The organism is Mycobacterium helveticum, assembly GCF_007714205.1.
Taxonomy (GTDB): Bacteria; Actinomycetota; Actinomycetes; order Mycobacteriales; family Mycobacteriaceae; genus Mycobacterium; species Mycobacterium helveticum.
Window position 1 is genome coordinate 26,994 of sequence record NZ_VMQU01000033.1, and the last position, 18,500, is coordinate 45,493.

An 18,500-nucleotide genomic window follows, 5' to 3' on the forward strand; every position below is an offset into this window, starting at 1 on the left:
TGCCCGTCGCCGGACCCCGCCCACAGGAGTGAACCGACCATTCGCAACCGCTACGCCGCCACGCCACCGCTGTACGGGATGGCCATGGTCTTCCTGGCCATCGCCGTCGTCGCGGTCACCGCGTATCTGCACGCGGGCTGGTGGTCGGCCATCGGGTACGGCGCCGCCACGCTCATCGCCCTCGGCGGGTTCGCGCTCGTCTTCCGCGACCTGTCCTGACCCGACGCTGACGCCGGCGGGTCAGGCGCCGGGCTTCTGCAAATCCTCGTTGTAGGCGCTCGTGGAGCGGCCGAGCGCGGCGACCTCGGCGTCCATCCGCGGCAACAACTCGGCGGTGGTCCTGCGGATGGGGAACGCCCCGACCGGGGTGGACAGCACCGGCTTGAGCCAGCGGAACGCGCCGACCCACGGCGGGCAGTAGACGTGGTCCCGGCGGCCCTCGATGCCCTTGACCAGGGCGTCGGCGCACTTGTCGACGGTGGTCGTCTTGTTCAACGGCCACGGCAGCTTGGCGAGCAGCTCGCCGAACGCGGGCAGGTCGGTCTTGGTGTCGCGCACCAGCGCGGTGTCGATCCAGGACATGTGCGAGGAACCCACCCCGACGCCCCGGTGGGCCAGCTCCAACCGCAGTACGTCGGCGAGGATTTCCACACCCGCCTTCGACGCGTTGTAGGGCGCCAGTCCCGGGGCAGCGGCGTATGCCGCCAGCGACGACACCACCAGCACGTAGCCGCGGCGCTCGATCACCGACGGCAGCGTGGCCCGCACGGTGTGGAAGACGCCCAGCACGTTGACGTCCAGCACCCGCTTGAAGGCCTCCGGATCGACCTGCAGCACCGACCCGTAGCTGGCGATGCCGGCGTTGGCCACGACGACGTCGATGCCGCCGAAGCGTTCGACGGCCGCCGCGGCCGCCGCCTGCATGGCCGGCAGATCGCGCACGTCGGCGACCGCGGTCAGCACCCCGTCCTCGCCGAGCCCGGTGGCCAGCGTGGCGAGCTCGGCCTTGTCCAGGTCCGTCAGCACGAGCTTGGCGCCCTTGTTGCGCAGGCGGCGGGCGATTTCCGCCCCGATCCCCCGGGCGCCACCGGTGATGAAGACGACCTTGCCCTGCAACCATGTCATGGTCGAAAAGGTACCGTCGCGGCGGTTACAGGTCCACCCCGAGCAGCGCATCGACCGCGGTGGCCACCAGCCGCGGCGCGGCGGTGTCGTGGCCACCGTATTCGAGCGCGTCGGTTGCCCAACCATCAAGGGCAGCAAGGGCTTTGGGAGTGTCGAGGTCGTCGGCCAGGTAGCGCCGCAGCCGGGCGACGAGGTCGGCAGCGTCCGGGCCCGACGGCAGCGCCGCCGCCGCGCGCCAGCGCCGCAGCCGCGCCGTCGCCTCGTCGAGCACCTGCTCGCTCCAGAAGCGGTCGGCACGGTAGTGCCCGGCGAGCAGGCCGAGCCGGATGGCCGCCGGCTCGACGCCCTGGGCGCGCAGTGCCGAGACCAGGACCAGGTTGCCGCGGCTCTTGGACATCTTGTGCCCGTCCCAGCCGATCATCCCGGCGTGCACGTAGTGGCGGGCGAAGCGCCGCTCGCCGCCGACGCATTCGGCGTGGGCGGCGGTGAACTCGTGATGCGGGAAGATCAGGTCGCTGCCGCCGCCCTGCACGTCCAGTCCGCCGCCGAGGCGGCTGAGCGCGATCGCCGCGCATTCGACGTGCCAGCCGGGCCGGCCGGCGCCGAACGGCGACGGCCAGCTGGGCTCCCCGGGCCGCGCGGCGCGCCACAGCACGGCGTCGAGCGCGTCGGACTTGCCGGGCCGCTCCGGGTCGCCACCGCGCTCGGCGAACAGCCGGAGCATGGTCTCGCGGTCGTAGCCGGACTCGTAGCCGAACTGCAGCGTGGCATCCGCCCGGTAGTAGACGTCGGGGTACTCGCCCTCGACGGCGTAGGCCGCCCCGGCGGCGACCATCTTCTCGACGAGTTCGACGACCTCGGCGATCGCCTCGGTGGCCGCGACGTACTCGTGCGGCGGCAGGATGCGCAGCGCCGCCATGTCCTCGCGGAAGAGGGCGACCTCGCGGTCGCCGAGCGCACGCCAGTCGATGCCGTCACGATCGGCCCGCTCGAACAGCGGATCGTCGACGTCGGTGACGTTCTGCACGTAGCGGACGTTGTGACCGGCGTCCAGCCAGTGCCGATGCACGAGGTCGAACGCCAGATAGGTGGCCGCGTGACCCAGATGGGTCGCGTCATACGGCGTGATCCCGCAGACGTACATGCCGGCGAACGCGCCCGGACCGGTCCCGACCGCGACCGGGCGGACCTGACGGTCGGAGGTGTCATAGAGCCGTAGCTCCGGGCCACGTCCCGGCAACTCCGGAACCCCGGGCGAACTCCACGACTGCATGCCTTGACTTTAGGCGCGGCGACGGTGCGGCCCGGGAACGGGCCGCTGGGTGGTTAGGCAGCGGCGACCCATCGAGTCGCGAGGCGTGCATGCCAATGGTCATCAACATCCCCCCCGGCCCGCGCAGTGGCATCCACAGTGCGCGTATTTGCGACCGGCATTCGGCCCCACGCAACAAGCGGCCACCCGGCACAAGCCCGCTTGGCCGCGCACAAACCGAAAGTCGTGCCGAGCGCTGTCGTTGCACAATTCTGGACGACTCGAGCGCGAATTCGCGGTGCATTGTCGAGTCGGCGATGCCAAACCGCGACCCGCTAGTTGCTTATTGCTTTCGAACTAGAAAAATGGTCCAAGAATTCAGGCGGTGAATGGCTCGAATATTTTGTTAGCATTTGACTCTCTCGACAAAATTTAGCGGACCGTTTTCGCGGCCCTTTCCGAGAAGGGAGAAAGCCATGTCAGTGCTGAGCATCGCACCGGAAGCTGTATCGGACGCGGTCGAGAACTTGGAGAACCTGGGCTCTGCGCTACGCAGCGCGACGGCGGCGGCGGCGAACCGAACCATCGCGTTCGCGGCGCCGGCCTCGGACCAGGTATCGACGGCAGTCGCGTCGATTTTTGGTGCGCACGCGCAAGAATTCCAGGCCCTCAGCAGTAGGGCAGCGGCCTTTCATGATCAATTCGTTAGGCTATTGAATGGCGCGGCTGCGCAATATGTCAATGCCGAGTTGGCTAATGCTCAAAATTTGGTGAATTCGGTAAACGGTACCTCGCCCGCGGCCGCGATTGCCGTCATCGGCTTGACCGAGCAGACCTTCAACATCCCGTTCGGTCCGTTCACGATAACGCTGAATCAGACGCTCACCCCCACCATCAGTGGATTCTCCGGAATAATCCATGCGGGCCTTAGCTTCAACGCTCCGGGCGGCCTCGTAAACCTCTTCTCGGGCAACGGGAACGAGAACTTCTCTTCGATCAACGGCATCCTGTCGGGAGACTTCACTGGAAGCGGCGCATCGATTTGGGCCACCGGAAACGCAACCCTCAATGAGATCACCGGTGCGTTCGCGGCCGCGTTGACCGGACACGGTCCGTCCTACAGCGCGGATGGTTCGATCGACGGGATCCTTCCCGTGAACGGCACCGGATACCCCCAAATCACCGCGCTTTCGTTGATGCTCGACGGGAGAACGTTGCCCGTCACGCCGCTCATCGGCGACTTGAACAAGCTCTTGCAGCAGTTGTTCGCCTACGGGGTAGTCGGCCGCTGAGGAGGCAGTCCAGTCCAGTCCAGTCCAGTCCAGTCCAGTCCAGCGCGGCCGCTCAGCGGTAGGCGTCGCGGATGGCACCGAGCAGAATCGGCGCCAGCTCGGCGCGGCACATCACGAAGTCCGGCAGGTACGGGTCGAACTGGTTGTAGCGCAGCGGGGAGCCGTCGAGGCGCGACGCGTGCATACCGGCGGCCATCAACACCCCGGCCGGCGCCGCCGAATCCCATTCCCATTGCCCGCCCGCGTGCACGTAGGCGTCGACCTCGCCGTCGATCACGGCCATCGCCTTGGCGCCCGCCGAGCCGATCGCCACCGGCTGGATGGGCAGCATCTGGCGGATGCGGTAGAGCACCGCGGGAGGCCTGGTGGCGCTGACCGCGATCCGGATGGTGCCGCCGACACCGACGCGGGCGGCGTCGGCGGTCACGGTGTCGCTGCGGTACACGGTGTTGCCGCGGGCCGGCAATGCCACGGCGGCGTCGGAGATTTCGCGCCGCCCGTCGGTGGGCCGCCGCCACAACGCGATGTGGACCGCCCAGTCGTCGCGGCCGGGGGTGGAGAACTCGCGCGTACCGTCGAGCGGGTCGACGATCCACACCCGGTCGCGCTGCAGCCGGACCAGGTCGTCGTGAGCTTCCTCACTGAGCACCGCGTCCCCGGGGCGTTCGGCCCGCAGCCGTCGCAGCAACAGGTCGTTGGCCAGCCTGTCGCCCGCGTCGCCGAGCATCCACGGATGGCCGAAACCGATCTCCGCGCGCACCTTGAGCAGCAACTGCCCGGCATCGGCGGCGAGATCGGCGGCCAGTGCGGCATCGGTCATCTCATCCGCGTCGGCGCTCACCGTCTCAGTATCGCCGACACCGCCCCCGAACCCTCGTCAGAGCCCGCGTCAGAACGCCGGCCACGGGATGGGACGGTGCCGATTGGGTTCGGGCATCACCGGCTTGTCCAGCAGCGCCTGGGCGCGCCGGCGCAGGGCCATGATCTCCGCCGGGGTGATGTGCCCGGCCAATTCTTCGCACAGCGAGTCGCGCAGCGCGTCGACGAGGCCGGCGACCGACTCGCACGTCTGGTCGTCGATCGGCTTGCCGGCCCAGCCCCACAGCACCGTGCGCAGTTTGTTCTCGACGTGCAGACACACACCATGGTCGACCCCGTACACCCGCCCGTCGACGCCGAACAGGACGTGACCACCCTTGCGGTCGGCGTTGTTGACCAGGATGTCGAAGACCGCGACCCGCCGCAGCCGAAGGTCGTCGGCGTGCATCAGGACGACCTCGTCGCCGGCGTGGTCGTAGGCCCGCAGAACAGGCAGATAGCCCGGCTGCGGTGTGCCGGCCGGAAACAGGTCGATGAGGTCCGGTCCCGGCCGGGCCTCGGAGTCGACCGCGTCGCCGGGTTGCTGCACCCACAGCTGCACCATGCCGGGTCCCGCGGGTCCGTCGCGAATCACCGTGTAGGGCACGATGTTCCAACCCAGCCGCGCCGACACCAGGTAGGCGCCGACCTCCCGGCCGGCCAGCGTCCCGTCGGGGAAGTCCCACAGCGGTTGCTCGCCGGAGACGGGTTTGTAGACGCAGTGCACGGTCGACTGGCCCAGAGTCGCCTCGCACAGGAAGGTGGCGTTGCTGGCCGCGCGGATCCGTCCCAGGATCGTCAGCTCGCCGTCGCGCAGCACCTCACGCCGGTCATTCGTCGACGTCATCGCCGGGCCCGGGCAGCGCGCCGCGTCTGTAGCCGTTCGTGCGCGCGCAGATGTGCCCGTCGGGGTCCAGCGGTTCCTCGCACAGCGGGCAGGGCGGCCGTCCCGCGGAGATGACGCGGGTGGAGCGGCTGGCGAACTGCCGCGCCGACTCCGGCGTCAGGAACACCCGCACGGCGTCGGGACCCTCGTCGGTGTCGTCGAGCACCACCGAGGCGTCGAACTCGCCGTCGGTGACCGCGAGCAGTTCGACCACCACCGTCTGGGCCTCCGAGTCCCAGCCCAGCCCCATCGTGCCGACCCGGAACTCCGCGTCGACGGGCGTGACCAGTGGGCTGAGGTCGTCGATCGCGGAGGGCTCCGGCGGTACGGGCGTACCGAATCTGCGGTTCACCTCGAGCAGCAGCGCACCGATGCGTTCGGCGAGCACCGCAACCTGTTGCTTCTCCAATACCACGGACACCACCCGCGAATCGTGCACCGCCTGGATGTAGAACGTGCGATTGCCGGGCTGGCCGACAGTCCCGGCCACGAATCGGTCGGGGGTGCGGAAGACATGAATGGCGCGGGACATGGCCCTTCCAAAATACCGGCTGTTGCCATCGCCGTGCGATCCGATGGGGCCCGATCGTCGGGCGGCGGCGAAATCAGTCGGTCGAGCCGCCGACCACCGCGTCGCTCGCGGGCACCGCCGTGGCCGGTTGTTCTTGCGCCTGTCCGGACTCCTCCCGCGCGTCGTCCCGGGGTGTGGGCGCCGCCCGCAACGCGGCCGACAAGCGCGCCCCGGTGTGGTTGACGTGCAGCACGAACGGCCGCAGTTCGGTGTAGCGGATGACGCTGACCGAAATCGGGTCGGCGGTGACGCGCTGGAAGCCGTCCAGATGGATGCCGTAGGCGTCGGCGATCACCGACTTGATGACGTCACCGTGGGTGCACGCCACCCACAACGCGTCGCCCCCGTGTTGCTCGGCAAGCCGGCGGTCGTGTTCGCGTACGGCGGCCACCGCGCGGGCCTGCACCTGCGCCAGCCCCTCACCGCCGGGGAACACGGCCGCGCTGGGGTGGGCCTGAACCACCTTCCACAGCGCCTCGCCGGCCAGGTCGCCCAGCTTGCGACCCGTCCATTCCCCGTAGTCGACTTCGGCGAGCCGCTCGTCGACCAGCGGCTCGAGGCACAGCGACTCCGCGAGTGGCTCGACGGTGCGCCGGCAGCGCAGCAGCGGGGAGCAGACCACCGCGCGGATCGGCAGGTCGCCGATCCGGTCGATCAGGCCGGCTGCCTGCTCACGGCCCTTGTCGTCGAGGTCGACACCCTCGGACCGGCCCGCGAGGACGCCCGCGGTGTTCGCCGCGGACCGGCCGTGCCGCAGCAACATCACGGTCATGCCGCGGCCGCCGCAGCCGGGACGATGCCCGGGAGCCGAGTCGTCGCCCAAACCGCAGTCACGACGACGACGGTACCTGGTGGGCGGGGCGGGCGACCGACCTGACTAGCGTGTGACGGGCACTGCGTGCGCGACCGAGTCGCGCACCGCCGCGGTCAGGCTGCGCTCGTCGGTGAGGTCGATGTCGACCAGGCCGCGGACCGCCGTGGCGACCACCTCTTCGGCCTGTGGAACCGGTCCGGCCAGGCGCGGCCGGTACACCTCGACGACGAGTGATCGGTGCTCGATGTGGAAGGAGAAACTACGTCCGTCTCCGACCCGCCCGTAGCCACTGGCGAAAATCCCCGTCAGCATGTCTTCGACCGCGAATTGGTCGTCTACGACATGCCGGTCCACGGTGACGGTCATGTCGCGACCATACCGCTCCGGTGCGGCCCGGTGTAGCCACCATGGCCGTATTGGATGCGAAACCGTTCCTTAAAATTCGATCTCTCCGTTATCCGACCCGAGGTTGCCCGTTGCTGTCACCACAAAGATTCGGTATGCGCGCCGCTCAGCGCCGCCTACCCGCAATGCTGGCGTTGCTGTCGCTGGTCGCTGCGTGCTCCTCGAATCCGCTGCAGGCCCCTCCGCCCACGATCGAACCGGCCCGGCCGGCCGCGTCACCGCCGGTGTCGCAGGATCCGGCCGGTTCGGTGCGGCCCCTGGCGGGACATGCAGCGGCGGCGGCCTTCGACGCGGCGACTCACCAGTTGGTGGTCCTGACACCCGGGGCCGACCCGGCGGCCCCGGCCGGCCTCACCATGTTCGGCGATCCCCGGGTCGCGCCGCGTGTCGTCGCGCTGCCCGGACCGGCACCGGCGCTGGCCGGCGACGGCCGCGGCACGGTCTACCTGGCCACTCCCGGCGGGTACTTCGTGGTCGACGTCTCCGGCGGCCACACCGCCCGCGTGAGCGTCGCCGGTGCCGGGCAGACCCCGTTCACCGCGATCGCGCAACGCGCCGACGGCAAGCTGGTGCTCGGCAGCGCCGACGGCGCGGTCTACATCCTCGCCTCCCCGAACCCGGACCGCGGCGGCACCGCTACCGTCGGCAGCCGCAGCAAGATCTTTGCCCGCGTGGATGCCCTTGCGACCCAAGGGGATACGACGGTGGTGCTGGACCGGGGGCAGACCTCGGTGACGGCGATCGGCGCCGACGGGCGTGCTCAGCAGGCGCTGCGGGCCGGCGAGGGCGCGGCCACCCTGGCCGCCGACCCGCTGGGCGTGGTGCTGGCCGCGGACACCCGCGGCGGCCAGCTGCTGGTGTACGGCGTCAACCCGCTGATGCTGCGCCAGGCCTATCCGGTGCGCCGGTCCCCCTACGGGCTGGCCGGTTCCCGCGCGTTGGCCTGGGTATCCCAGACCGCGTCGAATACGGTGGTTGGTTACGATCTGTCCACCGGAATTCCCGTCGAAAGGGTGCACTACCCCACCGTGCAGCAACCGAACTCGCTGGCCTTTGACGAAGCGTCAGGCACCCTGTACGTGGTGTCGGGGTGCGGCGCGGGGGTCCAGGTCATCGAACACGCGGCGGGCGGGCGTTGACCGCGGGCTGGGACACCGAGATGTCCGACGAATACGAGTGGGCGCCGCTGCGGCTGCCCCCGGACGTGACGCGGATCAGCGCCTCCATCCGCCTGTCGATCGAGGCTGAATACCGCGGCTGGGAGCTGACCCGCGTCCGGCTCTATACCGACGGCAGCAGACGGGTGTTGTTGCGGCGCAAGAAAACTCGCCTTGACAGGGCCGATTCGGCGGGGCGGCGGCCCGACCAGCTGGAACTGTGACGACCGTCGCGCGGCACGACTCCGCCCATCGTATCTACGGTCTGGTGCGCCGGCTGTTGTTCGTCGTTGCGCCCGAACGAATCCACACGCTGGCCTTCGCCATGCTCCGCGGCGCAACGGCCCTCGCCCCGGCGCGGCGGGCGCTGCACCGGCTGTTGGCGCCGTCGGATCCGGTGCTGGCCGGCACGGTGTTCGGGGTGCGGTTCCCGGGTCCGCTGGGGCTGGCCGCCGGCTTCGACAAGGACGGCACGGGGCTGCGCACGTGGGGTGCGCTCGGGTTCGGCTATGCCGAGGTCGGCACCGTCACCGCGCTCGGTCAGCCCGGCAATCCGGCCCCCCGCCTGTTCCGGCTGCCCGCCGACCGGGCCCTGCTGAACCGGATGGGCTTCAACAACCTCGGCGCGGGCGCGCTCGCGATGCGGCTCGCCCAGCACCGTCCCGACGTGCCGGTCGGGGTGAACATCGGCAAGACGAAGGCGGCCCCGGCCGCCGAGGCCGTCGACGACTACCGGGCGAGCGCCCGCCTGGTCGGTCCGCTCGCGTCGTACCTGGTGGTCAACGTGAGCTCGCCGAACACGCCCGGCCTGCGCGACCTGCAGGCCGTCGAGTCGCTGCGGCCGATCCTGGCGGCCGTGCTTGCCGAGGCCGCCGGGACGTCGACCCCCGTGCTGGTGAAGATCGCCCCGGACCTGTCGGATTCCGACGTCGACGACATCGCGGACCTGGCCGTCGAGTTGGGCCTGGCCGGAATCGTCGCCACCAACACCACCGTGTCGCGCACCGGACTGCGCACCCCGGATGTCGACCGGCTGGGCCCGGGCGGCATCTCGGGACCGCCGGTGGCGCGCCGCGCCGTCGAGGTGCTGCGCCGGCTCCACGCGCGGGTCGGCGACCGGCTGGTGCTGATCAGCGTCGGGGGCATCGAGACCGCCGACGACGCGTGGGAACGCATCACCGCGGGGGCCGCGCTGCTGCAGGGCTACACCGGTTTCATCTACGGCGGCCCCTTGTGGGCCAAACACATTCACGACGGCCTCGCCCGCCGGCTGCACGAGGGAGGGTTCGCCTGCCTGGCCGATGCCGTCGGCTCGGCGGCCGGGCGGGAGGGCCCGGCGGCGTGAACCGGCCGTGGGCGACCCGCCGGCGCGAGGGTGCGTGCGCCCGGCCCCCGATATGGTTCGGGCGGCGGGTGTTGCGGCGCACGGTCGATCAGGTTGTCAGTTCGGCGACCCGCACCCGGGTGGCCGACCACACCGTTCCGGCGGCAGCGCGCATTTCGGGATGACGTGTCGAGAGCTCAACATCCACCGGTCGCCGTGCGCATGACCTTTCGGTTGCCACGGCCACAGCCGGGGCGCGTTTGCCGAGCAGCCCGGCGATGTAGTTTGCCCACTCCAACTTCGTCAGCCCGTCGACGCCGACGGCGTGATAGACACCGCGCCGGGCATGCGTCGCGATGGTCATGGCGGTGACCTGAACGACATGGTCCAGCGGAATCGGGAACCGTCGGCGCTCGTCGCATCGAAGCGGTAGGCCCTGCACTGTCGCGTTGACGGCTTCAGCAACAAAATCTCTACTCCCGAACAGCAGAGGAAGCCGCAGCACGACATTGTCGCCGTCGCCGAGGAGGAACTGCTCCGCCTCAACCTTGTGACGCCCATAAACCTGCCGGGGCGCCACCTGGGCGTCCTCACGGTAAGACCCGGGCGCCCCGAATACGTAGTCGGACGAATAGTAGATGACGCGACCGCCGATACGCGACGCCGCGGCCGCCGCATGCCGCACGCCCCGCACGTTGACGTCGTAAGAGGCCGACGGATCCCGCTCGCACCGATCCGGGTCGGACAAACCCGCAGCGTAGATCACGACCCGGGGCCGCACGGCTTCGACACACTCGACGACGTCCCCGGCGGAGCGGACGTCGACGCCGTGAACGTTCGCCACCGGCGGGTGGCGCGACGCACTGCTGATCGACAAGCCGTATCCGGGGAGCAGCCGGCCCAACGCTTCCCCGACGCGGCCACCCGCTCCGAGGATCAGCACGTCGGTGCGACGAGACATCGCCATCTCAGCGGGACCCGAATTTCATCGCGCCCACCGTCGCCATCTTTCGTCCCACATCAGTCGGACGTCACGATCCTGTCCAACCACCCGGCAAGGGCGTTCGAGCCCGGGCCGTCGATGTGCTCGCGCGCCGCCGTTCTCGCACGGGCGGTCGCGGCCCCCACCGCGACCCCGTAGCCGGCCATCTGCAGCATCCGCGCGTCGGAATCACTGTCGCCGAAGGCCACGACGTCGCCCGGCGCTATGCCGAGATGCCGGCACAGTACCGTCATTGCATCAGCCTTCCCGACGCCCTTGGCCTGGATGTCACAGCAATCCAAGCCGCTCGCCACGGCGTCCAGGTTGGGAAATGCTTCCATATCGCCGAGTAGCCGTCTGCAGGCCGATTCATTCCCCCGGCACATAACTTTCAAAACAGAAATACCGACCGTATCCTGCAGCGCATCCGAGGGGAGTCGGGAGTCGGCCGTCAAACCTGTCGCCCGCTCTTCGACTTCGATGAGGGTGGATTGCCCGAACGCCATCCAGTGCAGTCCGTCACTCACATAGAGGTTCACCGTGCCGCCCATATTCGAAAATGTGCGGAGGACGTCAATCAGGCGCCTGTCGACTCCGAAACTCTCAGCGGTGAGCTGCCGGCCGGACGCGGTTCTGGCCAGGGCGCCGTTATACGCGATCAGGTGCGCATCCAACCCCAACCCACGCGCAAGAAATTCCAGTGAGGCAATCGGTCTCGAGCTGACGAGAACTATCTGGAGTCCTCGCTTCTGCAGTTTCCGAAGGGACTCTGCGGTGACGTCGGAAACAGGATTTTCCGAATCCAGCAACGTGCCGTCGACGTCGAAGGCGACGAGACGCGCGTGGACATCGTGCATGTCTGCTATCCCTCGAGTCGCCACGCATCGTGATTGACGTCATTCATGCGACTCAATCCGCGGTGCTGGAATTGGCCCGAGAACGGCAGGTCAATCGACAGTTTTCCGAGGACGTCCGCCAGAAGCAACGCGCCCGTCGCGTATATGGCCACGGCAACATTCGGCGAGGCCTCGGCATTTATGTGAAATGGCATGTCAGAACAGAAATGCATGGCCTCGTTGAAGTTGATCTTCAGGTCCATTTCGTCAACATCGGCGCCCAGGACTTCTTCGACGACGCCCTGCATGGAGTCCTTCAACCGCCGGTACAGTCCGACGAGATACGGCGATCTGAAGCCCAGGTCGACGACCACGGTGTCGTTCACGACACGGTGCCTTACCTCATGTCGGCCCTCGTGCAGCAAGTCGTACATTCCGTTGTAACTATGGGCCAACTTCCCGATGTCATAGTAAATATCGCAGGCGGGATAGCCACGCGGATCGACCAACCAGAACTTGTCCGACTCCTGGTCGTACAAGATGTTCTCCAGGTGCAAATCGCCATGAATGTAGGGCGACACCCCGGGGGGCGCCAATTCCGCCACCGCACGACCGCTCCGCTCCAGCTCAAACAGCATCGCCGGGATGTTAGGAATAACCCGTCCGTTGACCTGCAGGCGACGACTCTCTATCAGCGGAACAAATCCCGGGTCCAGGTCGATAGAAACCCCGAGACGATTCCAGACGCGACTGAAATGATAATCCTGCACATAGGTCGAGGGTGTCTCCGTCAAATGTCCGAGATACACCTCGTTGTATTCATAATCGAGTACCTGCCTGAGCACGGACGCCGCCCGCTCGGGTGTGATAAGAAGATTCAGCAATAAATCACGCAGATTGGGGTAGCCGACATAGTCGAGCCCGAGACAAACGGCATCGCCCTCTTCGTGGGAAAACAATAACTTGGGATAATGACGGCGAAGCGGTTCCGGAAGTCGCCCATAGAAACGCTTCTCGTCACCCAACTTCACCGAACCGCGGCCCTCGGCTTGCTTACGAAAATATTTCTGCACACCCGACTTTGCGAACGAGCCCCCGACACGGACCGCATCATTGGCCACGAGTTCATCAACCGTGTATTGGTGAAGTTTCCTCGTGCTGCTCAATTTCCGCAGTTCGCAGTCGAAATCACCGGGATCGCTACAATTTATCTGCAGCACATCCCCACACGCGAGACGGGCGGCGGCTATGCGGCCGTTGTCATTGGGATCCCACACGATGAAATGGGAGGGCAAGCGAACCGACCTCAACGTCAAGAGCCGCACCACCGACGGTATCAACTCCCGGCCGGAGCGGATGAGAATTACCTCGTCTGCGGGCGAGCAGCTATCCATCAACTCACCCAGGTCATCATTGGCGTAGAGAGTCAGCACATCGCTTACGCCGTACCGTTGCAACTCGTATTGAATCGATTCGTGCAGAGCGTCCGGCCCTTCGTCCGCATTGCTCCGTTGAGATTCGTCGACGATTATTCCGTGCACACGCGGGCCGCCCCCGAGCGCCGCTTGGATGAACTCGCCGAGCGGGGCACCCAACAGCTTCGCGAACCTGTCGAGCACGGTGACATCGGTCAGGACGACTTCGCCACGTTCGACCTGCGACAGCCAGCTACTGGGTTTGTGCATCTCCTCGGCCAGCCGCTCACGCGACCAGTCGCGTTCGACTCGGTACTGGTAAACGAGGTCGGCGATGGTGGATTCAGGCTCTGCCACGGTGCCCCATGAGCGGTGATCGGTTGGCCGCACCGCTCGCGGACCGAGGCCGTCGCGGCGTGGGTCTGCCGACGCTGTTCCTCGACGGGCGATCGCCTCGCGGCGGCAGGGCCCCCCTCGGAGGGGCCACGAGCGGGTGTCGCCGAACGGGCTGCGGTTGGACGCCGACGGTGGCGCGCTCGTAACGGGTGGTCGCGGCGACCGCGTCCAAACGCCGCGTGTGCGGCGCCCGGCTGTGGCGGTCACAGACCTTCAACTCGATGACGAGTGCAAACATCAATGGCCTTCCTGGGCTCATCACGATGGGGTTGCGGCGTCGACGACGTTAGCGTCTGCCAGCAGCCAGGCTACCCAATCGCCTCGCGGAGGTGATGCACCGCCCGAACGAGATGGGCCCGAACGAGATGGGCCCGAACGAGATGGGCCCGAACGAGATGGGCCCGAACGGGATGGGATTGTCGGCGCCGACCGGGCGTTCGCCCGGCAACCCACGCGCGCGCAACCTCGGCGGGGCCCGGCCGGGCCGCCCTACCGCTGTTCGTAGGTGCCGTAGAGGTAGGCCCGCGCGATCGCGTGCTGGAAGAGGTTGAATCCCAGGAACGCCGGGCTGGCGTCCTCGGTCAGATCCAGCTTGTCGACGTCGACGGCGTGCACGGCGACGTAGTAGCGGTGCACCCCGTGGCCCGCAGGCGGCGCGGCGCCGACGAAGCGGCGCATGCCTGCGTCGTTGACCAGGGTCACCGCGCCGCCCGGCAGCTCACCGCCGTTGCCGGCGTCGGCCGGCAACTCGGTGACATCGGCCGGCAGGTTGGCCACCGCCCAGTGCCAGAACCCCGACAGCGTGGGGGCGTCGGGGTCGTAGACGGTGACCGCGAAGCTGCGGGTCTCCTTCGGGAACCCCGACCAGCTCAGCTGCGGGCTGACGTCCTCGCCGCCCGCGCCCATGATCCCGCTGACCTGTGGTGTGGCCAGCGGTGCGCCGTCGGTGATGGAGTTGGACGTCAGGGTGAACGTCGGCAGCTTGGGCAGTGCGTCGTAGGGGTCGGTAGGCGAGCTCATGGAAAGTCCTCTCGTGGCGTGATGTTTTCGGCTAGCAATGGGTCAGAAAGCGTGCCAGCACCCCGGTGCCGAACCTCAACGAGTCGACGGGTACCCGCTCGTCGACACCGTGGAACAGAGCGGCGAAATCCAGATCGGGCGGCAGCCGCAGCGGACTGAACCCGAAGCACCGGATACCAAGACGTGCAAAGGCTTTCGCGTCAGTACCACCGGAAAGCATGTAGGGCACCGTCCGGCCGTCCGGGTCGAGTTCCAGCACGGCGGCGTTCATCGCGTCGACCAGGTCGCCGTCGAAGGTGGTCTCGTAGGACGGCAGGTCCCGGATCCATTCCCGCGTCACGTCCGGGCCGATCAGCGCGTCGACCTCGGCCTCGAACGCCGCCTTGCGGCCCGGGAGGATGCGGCAGTCCACCACCGCCTCCGCGGTCGCGGGGATGACGTTGGCCTTGTAGCCGGCCTTCAGCATCGTCGGGTTCGCGGTGTCGCGCAGCACCGCGTTCAGCATGCGCGCCATCGGGCCCAGCTTCTCGATCGTCCCCTCCAGATCGGGGGACGCCGTGTCGAACGCGAGGCCGGTCTCCTCGCCCACGGCGGCCAGAAACTGGGCGACCGCGTCGGTCATCACCGGCGGGAACCGGTGCCGGCCCAGCCGTGCCACCGCCTCGGCGACGGCGGTGACGGCATTCTGCTCGTGCACCATGGAGCCGTGTCCCGCCGGGCCCCGGGCGGTCAGCCTCATCCACGACAGGCCCTTCTCGGCCGTCTCGATGAGATAGAGCCGACGTTCGCCGCCATCGCGGCGCGGCACGGTCAGCGAGAAGCCGCCCACCTCGCCGATGGCCTCGGTGACGCCGTCGAACAGGTCGGGACGGTTGTCGACCAGCCAGTGCGCGCCGTACTGACCGCCGTGCTCCTCGTCGGCGACGAAGGCGAACACCAGATCGCGTGGCGGCACGACGCCCGCGCGTTTCAACTGGCGGGCGACCACGATCATCATGCCGACCATGTCCTTCATGTCGACCGCGCCGCGGCCCCAGACGTAGCCGTCCTCGACGGCGCCGGAAAACGGGTGCACGCTCCACTCGGACGGCTCGGCGGGCACCACGTCGAGATGCCCATGGATCAGCAGTGCGCCGCGCGCGTTGTCGGCGCCCTCGAGGCGGGCGAACACGTTGCCCCGGCCGGGCGCGCCGGACTCGACGTACTCGGTCTGGTAGCCGGCCTCCGCGAGCTGCTCGGCGACCCACCGCGCGCACTCGGCCTCGCCCTGCGTCGTCTCCGGTTCGCCGGTGTTGGTGGTATCGAAACGGATCAACCTGCTGACGACCTCGACCACGTCGTCGCCCGGGTTGTCGGGAACCTCGGTCTGCCCACGATCAACGGTCACAACCCAAATTCCTACCATCGCCGGGGACCGGGGGCGGTCTCAGCAGCTGGGTTGGGCCGAAGCGGGCGAATCCGATAGCCTTAGCTGCCGACCCGAGCGGTTGGTCATGTCCGAGTGGCGGAATGGCAGACGCGCTAGCTTGAGGTGCTAGTGCCCTACTAATGGGCGTGGGGGTTCAAGTCCCCCCTCGGACACAATTTCTTCGCTGTGCAGATAGCAACTCACCTTGAACTGGGCTGGAGCGGGTTTTCGCGTTTGCTGATGTCGATTGAGCTTCGCGTTGATGGCATGAACGGGATTCAGGCACCGAGAATGTGAGTCAACCTCGCGATGTGCAATACAGCGCGCCTCCCACAGATGCGCTTTGCGGATGGCCACGACCTCCAGTGGCGCCCCCGGCGAGCCCAGTTCCAGGCAGGTGGACAGTGGACGCCTAACGGATCAAGCCAGCCACTGGTGCTGCGCACAGCAGCGTTTTCTGGGGAACGCCCCAAAAAACAGATCAGCATGTCGGTGTCACGTGCTATCACTACGCCGTGTCTCTCGACGTGCCCAATGATGCACCCCGGCACCGCTTCATGCGGTACGTACGACCGCCTGCGGATCGAACCAGCGCACAACGTGAGGCTGGGCCGCTGTTTCCACTTCGACCGAGTACACGCAAGCTACGCGTCGCCGTCGATGTGCAGACCCTGGGTGAGCCCACCCTGGAGCTGCTGCGAGTCCTTGCCCGGGATGAGGAAGTCGAACCGCTTCTTCTCGTCCAGAACGACGAGTCGGAGCCCACGAGATGGATGCAGGCGCTCGGATGTCGCCGTTGGTACCAGTTCACATTCACGACGGTTACCGAGACACCGAAGTTCATGGACTCATCGACGGTCGGAGTTTCCGGCTACGAGGACGGCAGACGTACTCTGGCGACCTCCGGGCACTTCTTCAGCGTTTACGCACATCTTGACGAAGTTGCACGCTCCGAGTACTCCGACGACTCTGGAATCACTCTCGCAGATCGCCACCGTGCCGCAGCCCTCGCAAGCGCGTCAGGGGCAATTGGGGCTGATGTCATCGTGACAGCTGCGCCCACCGCTGGACGCGATGATGCCGCTGACAACGATCTGGTCGTGAGCGTGACGCCGAGCCAGTTGGTGCCGTTGTTCGGGCATTACCTTCGAATGACGGGTAATCCCGTGCTAACAACTACCAAGGGACAATTGGTGGGTGGGGGCAGTTTCGTCCGCACCTACAACGCAACCTCGGTCGCGGACCTGTACCTGGCTGGCATCGACGCGTCAGTTCCGCACCTCACAGCAATCCGTCTGATGGCGACGGCGGGCGCCGACCGTGACCTCGTTGAGTCCATGGTAGCGATTGGCCTGCGCCTCAGCCGAGCCGCGGGGGCGGTGGACCATCTACTCGCAGCGCTCAGCAATGGCACCTCATCCGAAATGCACCGCTCCGACATGTCCGAGACCGCTGCAGAGGCGTTCGACCGCATGCTGTTGTACCTCTGTGCGGCGATGGACAGGTACGCGCGCGTCACTCGAACATTGTTCGACACCAGCCTCAATCCCGACAAGCAGCGTGGGTCCCTCACCTCGGTGGACGAACTGCGCTCAGTTATCGGAAAGTTCGAACCGACAGATAGCTCAGAGCTGGAATCGTTGAGCTCATACGCTTGGGTTATCGGACAGTTGCGCAACCGAATTCATGCCATTCCCCTCGATACCCAACACCAGTTGTCGCGAAGCTATGGCTCGTCCACAACGGTAGCAATCACTCTCAATGGGCTCGAAGAGTTCGAACCCGCCGTCACACCGCTCAATCAAGACCAACTGGACAGGCTGGGAGTCTGGAAAGCGCAGTCATCCAATCCGTTTCAGCCAAGCACATATGTTGCCGACATCGCCACACTCGCGACGACCCTCTTCATGGAGACGCTGCGCTATCTGGAAGAGTTCTCGCACTTCATCATTCGCAACAAGACGCTGGCAAGAGTCACAACCCAGAAGCACCCCGTACTGGGGTGCTTGGCAGATGATCCCCGCCCGATGCCGGCCGCGTTGCCAAACGAACTCCTTTATCGAGAAATGCTTGGATGGGCGGACTTCGGCTGACTTCCGATGCTCCTAGCACTCGAATCAGGTGATGTCACGCCAACGTCATGTCGAGTCCCCCGTCGCCAGGGCGACGAGTCCAAGATCTTCATCTTCTATGCTTCGTTGCACCGGCCAAGGCGACTCCATAGATATCGAGAGGATGTAGAAATGGAGGAGATACCCGGGTCTGCCGAGGCCGGAGAAGAATTGCGCCGCACTTCACTACGCGACTTTAAGCCGCCTACCGCGCTACAGCGCGTCGGCCGTTCCTACAGTCGTCGTCGGCCATCGAGGGTCGTCCGGCAGCCAGACATCGAGCACGGGAACGCGGGCTCCTGGTAGGACTGAGAAGTGAACTTCACCCTCACAGTCGTCGAGGTTGCGCCATCGGGCGATGACAATGTTGGCCAGCTCGGGTGAATAGTGTTGGTTCTCGGCCGGATTGAGAGCGAACTCGATCAGCGCGGGCGTGCCGAGGCGTTGGAGCGTGGCGGCGAGCGCAGGAGCGCGGTTTCCGTGTGTTTGCCAGAAGTAGGTGATCTCCCCTCCCCAATGGGCGAAGAGGTGTTCGACGCCGTCTTCGGATACCGAGATGGTCTGGAGCACTGTTACTAAGGCGATCGTAAGTAAGTCGAGTCACGCCGCGATGTAGGCCAAATTCGGGTCACGGAAAAATCCCTGGAC

General features: G+C 67.0%; 19 protein-coding genes and 1 tRNA gene. 7 read left to right on the plus strand and 13 right to left on the minus strand.

Annotated elements, in window-relative coordinates; all coding sequences use genetic code 11:
• The first annotated feature begins 78 nt into the window (after positions 1–78).
• Positions 79–219: a hypothetical protein gene (locus tag FPZ47_RS10085; protein ID WP_246133280.1), complete on the plus strand. Its 141-nt coding sequence runs from the start codon at positions 79–81 to the stop codon at positions 217–219.
• 21 nt (positions 220–240) lie between these two features.
• Here the strand turns inward: FPZ47_RS10085 and FPZ47_RS10090 are convergent, their stop codons facing one another.
• Both FPZ47_RS10090 and mshC read right to left on the minus strand, forming a co-directional pair.
• Positions 241–1,125, minus strand: a complete 885-nt coding sequence (locus FPZ47_RS10090; RefSeq protein ID WP_144948853.1) for an SDR family oxidoreductase — start codon at positions 1,123–1,125, stop codon at positions 241–243.
• Positions 1,126–1,150: 25 nt separating this feature from the next.
• Positions 1,151–2,398, minus strand: a complete 1,248-nt coding sequence (gene mshC / locus FPZ47_RS10095; protein ID WP_144948856.1) for a cysteine--1-D-myo-inosityl 2-amino-2-deoxy-alpha-D-glucopyranoside ligase — start codon at positions 2,396–2,398, stop codon at positions 1,151–1,153.
• Between the two features lie 455 nt (positions 2,399–2,853).
• Between mshC and FPZ47_RS10100 the strand changes: the two genes are divergently transcribed.
• Positions 2,854–3,669: a PE family protein gene (locus tag FPZ47_RS10100; protein WP_144948859.1), complete on the plus strand. Its 816-nt coding sequence runs from the start codon at positions 2,854–2,856 to the stop codon at positions 3,667–3,669.
• Positions 3,670–3,721: 52 nt separating this feature from the next.
• On the opposite strand, the gene FPZ47_RS10105 is transcribed toward FPZ47_RS10100, so the two are convergent.
• From FPZ47_RS10105 to FPZ47_RS10125, 5 genes are all read right to left on the minus strand, one after another.
• Complete coding sequence (locus FPZ47_RS10105; RefSeq protein WP_144948912.1) at positions 3,722–4,489, minus strand: 3'(2'),5'-bisphosphate nucleotidase CysQ; 768 nt, start codon at positions 4,487–4,489, stop codon at positions 3,722–3,724.
• Between the two features lie 69 nt (positions 4,490–4,558).
• On the minus strand, positions 4,559–5,374 hold the full coding sequence (locus FPZ47_RS10110) for an SCO1664 family protein (RefSeq protein ID WP_342781046.1): 816 nt from the start codon (positions 5,372–5,374) through the stop codon (positions 4,559–4,561).
• The gene (locus tag FPZ47_RS10115) at positions 5,358–5,945 is read right to left on the minus strand and encodes a DUF3090 domain-containing protein (RefSeq protein ID WP_144948863.1); all 588 of its coding nucleotides are present in this window, start codon (positions 5,943–5,945) and stop codon (positions 5,358–5,360) included. Before FPZ47_RS10115 ends, FPZ47_RS10110 begins: the two co-directional genes overlap by 17 nt.
• A 73-nt stretch (positions 5,946–6,018) precedes the next feature.
• On the minus strand, positions 6,019–6,756 hold the full coding sequence (locus FPZ47_RS10120) for a histidine phosphatase family protein (protein ID WP_144948866.1): 738 nt from the start codon (positions 6,754–6,756) through the stop codon (positions 6,019–6,021).
• A 105-nt stretch (positions 6,757–6,861) separates the two neighbouring features.
• Entirely contained in the window at positions 6,862–7,164 is a 303-nt protein-coding gene (locus tag FPZ47_RS10125) for a hypothetical protein (RefSeq protein ID WP_144948869.1), read from the minus strand.
• Positions 7,165–7,298: 134 nt separating this feature from the next.
• Between FPZ47_RS10125 and FPZ47_RS10130 the strand changes: the two genes are divergently transcribed.
• Genes FPZ47_RS10130 through FPZ47_RS10140 form a run of 3 tightly spaced genes read left to right on the plus strand, consistent with a single transcriptional unit; the run spans position 7,299 to position 9,705 of the window.
• Positions 7,299–8,342 carry a YncE family protein gene (locus FPZ47_RS10130; RefSeq protein ID WP_144948872.1) on the plus strand — a complete coding sequence of 348 codons (1,044 nt, stop codon included), beginning with the start codon at positions 7,299–7,301 and terminating at the stop codon, positions 8,340–8,342.
• Positions 8,343–8,362: 20 nt separating this feature from the next.
• Positions 8,363–8,584, plus strand: a complete 222-nt coding sequence (locus FPZ47_RS10135; protein WP_144948918.1) for a DUF5703 family protein — start codon at positions 8,363–8,365, stop codon at positions 8,582–8,584.
• A gap of 32 nt (positions 8,585–8,616) precedes the next feature.
• Positions 8,617–9,705, plus strand: coding sequence for a quinone-dependent dihydroorotate dehydrogenase (locus tag FPZ47_RS10140; protein WP_168209410.1), 1,089 nt, complete (start codon positions 8,617–8,619; stop codon positions 9,703–9,705).
• Positions 9,706–9,793: 88 nt separating this feature from the next.
• Here FPZ47_RS10140 and FPZ47_RS10145 read toward each other — a convergent pair whose 3' ends face one another.
• The 5 genes from FPZ47_RS10145 to FPZ47_RS10170 form a co-directional block, all read right to left on the minus strand.
• Entirely contained in the window at positions 9,794–10,645 is an 852-nt protein-coding gene (locus FPZ47_RS10145; protein WP_168209409.1) for an SDR family oxidoreductase, read from the minus strand.
• 59 nt (positions 10,646–10,704) lie between these two features.
• Positions 10,705–11,523: an HAD-IIB family hydrolase gene (locus tag FPZ47_RS10150; RefSeq protein WP_144948878.1), complete on the minus strand. Its 819-nt coding sequence runs from the start codon at positions 11,521–11,523 to the stop codon at positions 10,705–10,707.
• Between the two features lie 5 nt (positions 11,524–11,528).
• On the minus strand, positions 11,529–13,274 hold the full coding sequence (locus FPZ47_RS10155) for a helix-turn-helix domain-containing protein (RefSeq protein WP_144948881.1): 1,746 nt from the start codon (positions 13,272–13,274) through the stop codon (positions 11,529–11,531).
• 528 nt (positions 13,275–13,802) lie between these two features.
• Positions 13,803–14,333 carry a YbhB/YbcL family Raf kinase inhibitor-like protein gene (locus FPZ47_RS10165; protein ID WP_144948887.1) on the minus strand — a complete coding sequence of 177 codons (531 nt, stop codon included), beginning with the start codon at positions 14,331–14,333 and terminating at the stop codon, positions 13,803–13,805.
• 31 nt (positions 14,334–14,364) lie between these two features.
• Positions 14,365–15,738 (minus strand): M20/M25/M40 family metallo-hydrolase, encoded by a 1,374-nt coding sequence (locus FPZ47_RS10170; RefSeq protein ID WP_144948890.1) that lies wholly within the window; start codon positions 15,736–15,738, stop codon positions 14,365–14,367.
• Between the two features lie 90 nt (positions 15,739–15,828).
• Here FPZ47_RS10170 and FPZ47_RS10175 point away from each other — a divergent pair.
• Positions 15,829–15,914: transfer RNA gene (locus tag FPZ47_RS10175), tRNA-Leu, on the plus strand.
• A gap of 489 nt (positions 15,915–16,403) precedes the next feature.
• Positions 16,404–17,834, plus strand: coding sequence for a hypothetical protein (locus FPZ47_RS10180; RefSeq protein WP_246133282.1), 1,431 nt, complete (start codon positions 16,404–16,406; stop codon positions 17,832–17,834).
• Positions 17,835–18,065: 231 nt separating this feature from the next.
• Here FPZ47_RS10180 and FPZ47_RS10185 read toward each other — a convergent pair whose 3' ends face one another.
• Complete coding sequence (locus FPZ47_RS10185) at positions 18,066–18,422, minus strand: hypothetical protein (protein ID WP_144948896.1); 357 nt, start codon at positions 18,420–18,422, stop codon at positions 18,066–18,068.
• Positions 18,423–18,500: the final 78 nt, after the last annotated feature.